This window comes from Bacillus sp. FG16 (assembly GCF_057809515.1).
Genome location: NZ_JBMDKC010000152.1, coordinates 1 through 8,561 on the forward strand (window position 1 = coordinate 1; position 8,561 = coordinate 8,561).

7 protein-coding genes and 1 pseudogene are annotated in these 8,561 nt (G+C 33.9%); 4 read left to right on the plus strand and 4 right to left on the minus strand.

Translation table 11 applies throughout. From position 1 onward, the window contains the following. Nucleotides 1-490: 490 nt before the first annotated feature. Nucleotides 491-1,663 (plus strand): amino acid deaminase/aldolase, encoded by a 1,173-nt coding sequence (locus ACODS7_RS29760; protein ID WP_048564149.1) that lies wholly within the window; start codon nucleotides 491-493, stop codon nucleotides 1,661-1,663. Beyond that, nucleotides 1,651-2,967, plus strand: a complete 1,317-nt coding sequence (locus ACODS7_RS29765; RefSeq protein ID WP_043935140.1) for a D-arabinono-1,4-lactone oxidase — start codon at nucleotides 1,651-1,653, stop codon at nucleotides 2,965-2,967. The genes ACODS7_RS29760 and ACODS7_RS29765 overlap by 13 nt, the downstream gene beginning before the upstream one ends. A gap of 53 nt (nucleotides 2,968-3,020) precedes the next feature. Here the strand turns inward: ACODS7_RS29765 and ACODS7_RS29770 are convergent, their stop codons facing one another. Next, entirely contained in the window at nucleotides 3,021-4,172 is a 1,152-nt protein-coding gene (locus tag ACODS7_RS29770) for a VanZ family protein (protein ID WP_224981527.1), read from the minus strand. 171 nt (nucleotides 4,173-4,343) lie between these two features. On the opposite strand from ACODS7_RS29770, the gene ACODS7_RS29775 reads away from it, so the two are divergent. Continuing rightward, on the plus strand, nucleotides 4,344-4,547 hold the full coding sequence (locus tag ACODS7_RS29775; RefSeq protein ID WP_001268332.1) for a hypothetical protein: 204 nt from the start codon (nucleotides 4,344-4,346) through the stop codon (nucleotides 4,545-4,547). 127 nt (nucleotides 4,548-4,674) lie between these two features. Here the strand turns inward: ACODS7_RS29775 and ACODS7_RS29780 are convergent, their stop codons facing one another. The 3 genes and pseudogenes from ACODS7_RS29780 to ACODS7_RS29790 form a co-directional block, all read right to left on the minus strand. Further along, nucleotides 4,675-4,962, minus strand: a complete 288-nt coding sequence (locus ACODS7_RS29780; RefSeq protein ID WP_016083512.1) for an antibiotic biosynthesis monooxygenase — start codon at nucleotides 4,960-4,962, stop codon at nucleotides 4,675-4,677. Between the two features lie 179 nt (nucleotides 4,963-5,141). Further along, nucleotides 5,142-5,954 (minus strand): undecaprenyl-diphosphate phosphatase, encoded by an 813-nt coding sequence (locus ACODS7_RS29785; RefSeq protein ID WP_000434794.1) that lies wholly within the window; start codon nucleotides 5,952-5,954, stop codon nucleotides 5,142-5,144. A 136-nt stretch (nucleotides 5,955-6,090) separates the two neighbouring features. Beyond that, nucleotides 6,091-6,621 (minus strand): annotated as a pseudogene (locus ACODS7_RS29790) (methyl-accepting chemotaxis protein); the annotation flags it as partial. A gap of 631 nt (nucleotides 6,622-7,252) precedes the next feature. Between ACODS7_RS29790 and ACODS7_RS29795 the strand changes: the two are divergent. Next, nucleotides 7,253-8,527 carry a PcsB-like coiled-coil domain-containing protein gene (locus ACODS7_RS29795; RefSeq protein WP_488828291.1) on the plus strand — a complete coding sequence of 425 codons (1,275 nt, stop codon included), beginning with the start codon at nucleotides 7,253-7,255 and terminating at the stop codon, nucleotides 8,525-8,527. Nucleotides 8,528-8,561: the final 34 nt, after the last annotated feature.

Consider the following 8,561-nt stretch of genomic DNA (forward strand, 5'->3'; position numbering starts at 1 on the left):
CTCGTCTCCTTTGAAAATAAAAAAGCAACAGTATGCCACAAAATGTAAGCAAACTATTGCGGAGGAACCCTTACGTACGGTAAAATGAGGTACATAAAGAGTTACAGCAAGTGTTTGCCTATCTAGGTTAGGCGGACGGTTAATAAAGTGTCTCACCACTTTATTAACACGCTGTGCTCTTTTATTTTTTTAGTTTTTATTTCGATTTTTTCGGTAACGGATTTGGTCACAAATAACCAGAAAAGTGTTGCCATTTATAAAATTAGGTAAAGCACAAAGCAGCGGAATATAGCTGTTTGTTGCGCTTTTAGGCAATTTAAGTTTTATATATTAATGATTACTCTGATCATTATCCAGTAGAGGCGACTATTTCTATGAAGTAGTTTCAAAAAGTTTCTTCGTAAAGAAGAAACTTTTTTTATTTGCAAACAGGAAAATCATACTTTCTTTCCAATATGTATAAGACATATTGAGAAGAGGAGAGAAAAATGTGGATCGAGGAATTTTTAAAGAAGTTCCATTACCGTGTGCATTTTTGGATGAAGTGGCTTTAGATAGAAACATTCAATCGATTATAGAGTTAAGTGGAAATAAGAAGATTCGTATAGCGAGTAAATCGTTACGTTCTGTTCCAATTATGCAAAAGATTTTAGCTGCAAATGATCGATTTCAAGGTATTATGTGCTTTTCACCTAGAGAGATTTTATTTTTAATAGAACAAGGATTTAATGATTTATTGCTCGGATATCCTGCTTATGATGAAAGAGCTTTGTATGAAATTAGTTTGCTAACAAAGAAAGGTTTCATTATAACTTGTATGGTGGATTGTGAAGAGCATATTGTGTATTTAGAAAAAATTGCTGAGAAATCTAAAGGATGTTTTCGTGTTTGTTTGGATATTGATATGAGTAGTCGTTTTTTTCAATTTCATTTTGGTGTACAAAGATCCCCGGTAAAAAATGTGCAGGATGCGTTGAAAGTAGTAGAAAAGGTGAGAAGGTCATCATATTTAATGTTAGATGGTGTGATGGGTTATGAAGCTCAAATTGCTGGGGTGGGCGATCATATACCGAATCAATGGCTGAAAAGTAAAGTGATTTCGTATTTAAAGAAGAAATCAGTGTTAGAAGTTAAAGAAAGAAGAGAACATATTGTAAAAGCAATACAAAACCTTGGTATTGAGCTAAGGTTTGTAAATGGAGGGGGAACAGGAAGCATAAAAACAACCGAGAAAGATAATTCAGTTTCAGAGATTACAGTAGGTTCTGCTTTTTATTCTCCGAAGCTGTTTGATTATTATAAAGAGGTGAAATTTCATCCAGCGGTCGGATTTGCCTTACCAGTTGTGCGTAAACCAGTCCCGTTTATTTACACTTGCCTAGGTGGTGGATATATTGCTTCAGGAGCAGTTGGAAAAGATAAAGAGCCTGAAGTTTGGAGACCGAAGGGTGCAAAACTATTAGCTTTAGAAGGTGCTGGCGAGGTACAAACGCCAATTTTTTATAACGGCGAGGAACGAGTGGATATAGGAGAGTCCATTTTGTTTCGTCATAGTAAGGCTGGTGAGTTATGTGAACGCTTTCCTTTTTTGTATCGTGTTAAAAAAGGAGAGATTGTTGGGGAGTATTCAACATATCGGGGGGATGGCCAATGCTTTCTATAAAGGGGAAAAAGTGGAGGAATTGGACAGGGAATGTAGAAGGAACGCCGCATTATACGATGTATCCAGAAAGTATACAAGATGTAGTAGAAGTTGTGGATCTTGCACGAAAAAAGGGGAAGAAAATTCGTGTTGTCGGTTCAGGACACTCGTTTACCCCCCTTGTGCAAACGGAAGAAGTTTTAGTTTCTTTAGATGAATTGAAGGGCATTGTGAATATTGATGCAGAGAAGATGGTTGCTGAAGTATGGGCAGGAACAAAGTTACATGATTTAGGGAAGTTACTTGAGGAAAAAGGTTATGCGCAAGAAAATTTAGGGGATATTGATTCACAATCTATTGCAGGAGCGATTAGTACGGGGACTCATGGAACGGGTATTACCTTTGGGAGTTTATCAACACAAGTTATAGAGATTACGGCAGTTTTGTCTAATGGTGAGAGTATAGTTTGTTCGGAAGCTGAGAACGTAGAATATTGGAGAGCGTTTCAGTTGTCACTTGGAATGTTAGGTATCATTGTAAAGATAAAATTGAAGGTTATTCCAGCGTATGCACTCGTTTATGAAAGTGAAAAACAGTCATTATCTACTGTAATGAACAAACTAGAAGAATATAAGAAGAATCGTCATTTTGAATTTTTCGTTTTTCCTTATTCTGATGAAGTACAAGTGAAATTTACGAACGAAACAACGAATACAGGCAGTGATTTGAAATGGCATAAACTAAAGGTTGAGTTACTTGAAAATAGGATGTTCTCTTTGCTATCTCAAGGGTGTAAATGGTTTCCTTCTATAAGTAAAGGAGTGAGTCGATTATCAGCTAAGGCTGTACCAAACACAAAAATAATTGGCCCGAGCTATGAAGTATTTGCTACATCACGTACGGTACCATTTTATGAAATGGAGTATAGTATTCCCTCAAAGTATATGAGGGCGGTTGTAGAAGAAATCTCAAATCTTATTGAAAAGAAAAAGTATAAGGTGCACTTCCCAATCGAATGCCGCTATGTGAAAGGTGATGATATATGGCTTAGTCCAGCCTATGGAAGAGATTCAGCGTATATCGCTGTTCATATGTATAAAGGTATGAAATATGCTGCTTACTTTGGCGAAGTGGAAAAAATTTTTCTGAAGTATGAAGGGCGTCCGCATTGGGGGAAAATGCATACATTATCATATGAGCAATTACAAGATATATATCCAGAGTTTCATTCGTTTTTACAGGTGAGGAAATCTCTAGATGAACTTGGAATGTTTTTTAATCCTTATGCAGAAAATTTATTTATCCCGCTATTTGCCGGGCAGTAAGACCCCCACTGATGAAAGTTTCACATTATGTATATGAAAAAGCTGACAAATAATTATTTGTCAGCTTTTTTTAGTGTAATTGCATTTCTTGTATGACTAATATGTTCATAAAATAGTAGTTTATCACGGCTAAATACATGTAGTAAAACATGAATAATGAATAGGCCGTTAATGATAAATAGGAATAACAATGTAACGAGTAATACTAAAGGTTCTGTATGATTTAACATAGAGCTACTAGAAAGAATGTAATTGATTCCGCCTAACGCAAAATAAAATATACCGTAGCGAATAAATAGTTCTTTTAATGTAATACGATCTGATTTTCCTTTCAGGTGAATGCGAAGCAATGCTTTCCCAATTGTTTTTCCATTCGTAAAGCATGGAATAATAATAAAGTAAATAAGGATTGAACACGTAATGAAAATGAGTTCATACATATTCGTGTAAGATTGCATATTAGAAACGAAGAAAGAATTTCCTTTGTTTTTAATGACAGGTACGACGATAGATAAGAAAATCCAATCAATTTGCATTGCGATAAGGCGACGAATGAATCCGACTGGTTTCGTTTCCAAATCAATATAACTATCTAACTCATTTGTCTTCGGAAGGAAGTACGTAAATATTGGTGCAATGATAAAACCAATTACGCCACCTAATGTATTTAAAAACAAATCATCGATATCAAATAATCGGTATGCACAATTGTATATACCGTATAATCCAGTCACTTGTGTTAGCTCGAAAAATAGTGAAAGGAAAAAGGAAATGCAAATTGTTTGTAAGAAACTACGTCGGAAATAATAACGTAAGTAAATACCGAATGGAACAGTCAATAGAACATTAAATGCAACTTGTAAAAACGCAGACTCTTTTAATAAGTAGAAATAAGTAGCTGGTTTCGTTAAAACTGCGGATGTATGACTACTAATCTCTTGTATGAAATAAAATGGTGAGAGTTGCATGTGTTGTGTATTAGCCGGTTGTAGGCTACAAGTATCAAACGTTTGTGGTAACGGCAAAATAACAAGAAAATAGGCATTTAATAAGTAAAGTAATAATGAGTATAAAATAAATGAGCGCCATTTATTTAAATAACCGTATTTTCGATAATTAAATATTAAAAAAGGGATTAAAAGAAACATTGCTAAAAAGGGAAATAAAATAAATGCTGTTTTTACTGGAAATAAATATGCAGTCAAAGTAAAACTCCTTTCAATGAAAATTCGTTTATCATTATAGCGCTAAAAATATTTAAATACAAAGTTAAAATCTTTCGAAATAGAAATAATTACTAATTTTATAGGAATTAAGTTATAATAAATTTAATATGAGGATATTATGATTATATAAGTTGAGAGAGGGTACAAGAGATGCGATATGAACTTTTTTCTGTAAGTGGGGATCATATTACGACTTTTGAAAGTGCATGGCGTTTTCAGGAGGGAGAACAGATTTTTGTTCATGATGATCAAACAAAAAGAAACTTTATTATTATTCGTCTGACGCATGATGTATTTCAACAAAATAAACATGTTATTCGTTTGTATTGTCAAGAAAAGAAGGTGTATGCATAAGAGAAGCCCTCTTACAGTATGAAAAGTAAGAGGGCTCTTTATCCCGCTATTTGTGGGAAGCACGATTGGTGAGGATTAAAGTTTCGCTTTATCATTTTGCCCTTCGTAAGGAATAAAAAGAGAAGGGTTAATGTACATAGGTAGCATTTGATTTGGAAGAAAGGATATAGCCTTGTATTTTGCGCTTCAAAGTTACATTTCTTTCTCTTTGAGAAAGCCATGTACGGTAATCTTGTTGTGTTTTCCATAACATACGAATCATATATTCTGCCTTATCATTTGTACGATGAACATGTGAAAACTCTATGTTAATACAACCGTTCGTTCCGGGAGAAGGATAATATTGTTTAAGCCCATAAAGTAGCTCACTTTCATATCCGTACTTAATGTGAATGAGTTTAGTAACAATAAACATATAAACACCTCTTTTACGATAATAGTAGGAAAGATAGCTTTACTATAATAGTGAATTTAAATATTATTATACTATTCAGAAAATTCAAAGTAAATGATAGATTTTAACTTAATAAAGGTATAAAAAAGCGAGTCATCTAGTGTAATAGAATGACTCGCTTTCAATTTGTAAGTTTCATTTTATAAGAAAATAAGAGTAAGTACACCTACGATAATACAATAGAAAGAGAAATATTTTAAATTTCCTTTTGCCATAATGTTCATAAACCATTTTAGTGAAATATACGTCATGATAAATGTTGCGATGAATGCAACAACATATGGCACGAATAATGTGTCTAGATTTGGATCATTTGCAATGTCTGTAATGCTTAACAATAAGCCACCTAAGCTAACAGGAATGTATAGTAAGAATGAAAAGCGAAGAGCTGTTTCTTGCTTCATACCAAGTAACATTGCTGCTACGATTGTGGCACCAGATCGGCTTATTCCGGGAATCAGTGCGCAAGCTTGTGCTAATCCGACGATGATTGCATCTTTCATAGAAAGGTCGCCATCATTTTTACGACCGCGTAAATTTCTAATAATCCAAAGGCCGACAGCAGTAATAAGAAGGGAAATCCCAACCATCTTCACACCTTTTAAGTACTGATCAATGTAATCTTTAAATAAAACACCAATAACACCTGCTGGAATGGTTGCAATAACAAGATAAATAATAAAGAAGAAATCTGATTTTGCGTCTTCTGCTCTTGTAAATATATAAGAGAGACCATTCTTCGTTAGACGAATTAAATCATTTCTATAAATAAGTAATACAGCTAATAATGAAGCTGAATTAACAAGTAGTTCGAAGCTAAACCCTTCTATTTTTAGTCCTAGCAAATGTTGTGCTAAAACGAGGTGACCACTTGAAGAAATCGGAATTGGTTCTGTTAGTCCTTGGAACAGACCGAGAATTAAATATTTTAAAACGTAGTAAAATTGTTCCATAATAACCTCCTTGTTTATTAGTTGAAAGAAACAACTTTTCCATTATAACAAAGATATGGATGAATATTGAAAAGAAATAAATATTCGAAATAAAATAAAAATCCCTTATAGCAGTATAAGGGATTTTTATTTTTAATCAAGAATTTACTGTTCCTTGAAGACTTTTAGACAATTGAACATCGACTTTTTCAGCATCATGAATATGATTCATAATAGTAGTATTTAATTTTTGGAACATGTGTTGTGTGTTAGCGAATTCTCGTAATATGTCATCATTACAAGATTTTTGGTTTTCAATAGCCTTAATAACATTTGTAGCACCATTTTGTAACGTTTGAATCATAACTAAAATATTTTCAATTCTAGCGTTTGTATCGGCGCTCATTTCTACACCTTCATCGACTAAATGTAAATTATCTTTTGTGTTATCGTATGCTTTTTCAATTTCTTCTTGAATTTTTTTCGTTAAGTTGCCGATGTTTTTTGTACTTTCTGCTGTACTTTCTGCTAGTTTTCTTACTTCATTGGCAACGACAGCGAATCCTTTACCGTGCTCTCCAGCACGCGCGGCTTCAATACTCGCATTTAAAGCAAGTAAATTTGTTTGTGCTGCAATGTTTTGAATGACTTCTACAATTTGCTCGATTTCCTTTGAGCGTTCGCTTAGATGATTCATACTATTAGACGTGCGTTGGGATTGTTCACCTAATTTATTAATTACAATAAGTAAGCGGTGAACGGATTCTTTTCCTTCATTAGAGCAGTCAATAATTTCTGCAATAGACTGAATTAAGCTTTGTTCCTTTTGTAACATTTCATTATTTAACTCGTTGGAATGTGTCGTACGTGTTGAAACATTCTCGAAACATGAGCTTAATTGTTGAACTAAATTTTGGAGTGTATTGTGTTGGTTATTTACAAGTTGATGCTCTTGGACAACGCTTTGTACACGATCGTGGATAGTAGAAATAGTCTCTTGTTTTTCAATATCTTTTTGTTTTAATTCTGCTTCTAATTCTTGTATACGCTCTTCTAATTGAGCAATTGTATGTTGGAGTGATTTCTTTTGAGTAAACATGTATTTATTTCAACCGCCTTCGAAAGTTATATTTTCTCTATATTTGGATTTTAGCATCTTTTGTATTTTTTAAATATAGGAATTGTTAAATATTTAAGAATCTATTACATTTTATTCATAATTCTCTTTTTTTCGTCACGAAAAATAAACTGTATTTAATCGTTTTGTAAACAAACTGTAAAATAAATCATGTATAACTGTATAAGAAGGGAGTCGGATTATGAACTATTTTAAGCGAATCAGTAGTCTAGTATTAGCAGGAATTATCGGTCTTTCTAGTACAGTCGCTGTAAAAGCAGAGTCAAACGACGAGAAACTTAACAACATGCAACAGCAATTGCAACAAAACGATGCAGAAATGCAAAAGAAAGAGCAAGAGAAGCAAGCTGTTAGTAAAGAAATTAAAGGTATCGAAAACGAACTACATAATTTAAATAATACAATTGCAAAAAATAAAGAGGATCAAGCTGCTATTCAACGTAAAATTGATGAAACACATAAGCAGATTGAACAAAAAAAGGAAGAAATTATCGTTTTAGAGGATAAAGTCCTTGCTCGTAAAGATATTATGAGAAAACGTATGGTTTCTGTTCAAAACAGTTCAAATACAAGTTTAGTAGTAGAAGTTGTAGTAGAGTCAAAAAACTTTGCAGACTTCTTACAACGTATGAACGCAGTTTCTACTATTCTAGAAGCTGATAAAGAAATTTTACGTCTACAAGAACAAGATCTTCGTCAAATTGAAGAGGACAAGAAAACAATTGACGAAAAAGAAGCATCTTTAGTAGTAGACAAACAAAAATTAGCAAAAGCGCAAGCTGAACTGCAAGATAACTTGAAGAAACGTCAAGATAACTTACAAACAGTTCAAGCTAAATATAATGAGGTTGCAAGTCAACTTAATTTAGCAGCGGAAGAAAAAGCTAAAATTGAATCAAATATGAAGGCAGTACAAGAAACGATTGCTCGTGAGCAAGAAGCAGCAAGAATCGCAGCGGAAGAGCGTGCAAAAGCAGAAGCGGCTGCAAAAGCAGAGCAAGAAGCCTTAGCGAAAGCACAAGCAGAAATTGCTGAAAAGCAAAAGCAAGAAAAAGCTAGTAAACCGGCAGAACCAGTTGCTAATAATAATTCGAAGGTAGAACCTGCACAACCTTCTAAGCCAACTGCTGGTGGGAAAGAAATTTATGTAGAAGCTACAGCTTATACAGCTGATCCAGCGGAAAATGGTTATGCGTCAGGTCAACAAGTATTTTCTGCATGGGGACCAGGTGGTAAAGGTTATAATCTAACTGCAAACCCAGGAATGAAATTAATTGCTGTAGATCCAAGTGTTATTCCATTAGGCAAAACTGTAAATGTTGAAGGTTATGGAGTCGCAATTGCAGCAGATACTGGTGGAGCGATTAAAGGTAACAGAATTGATGTGTTAATGCCTGATAAAGGGTCTTCTAGTCAATGGGGAAGAAAAATCGTTGTAACTACTCAGCTTAATTAGGAAAAAAGGCATGCCAAATACATGTTTTCCATTC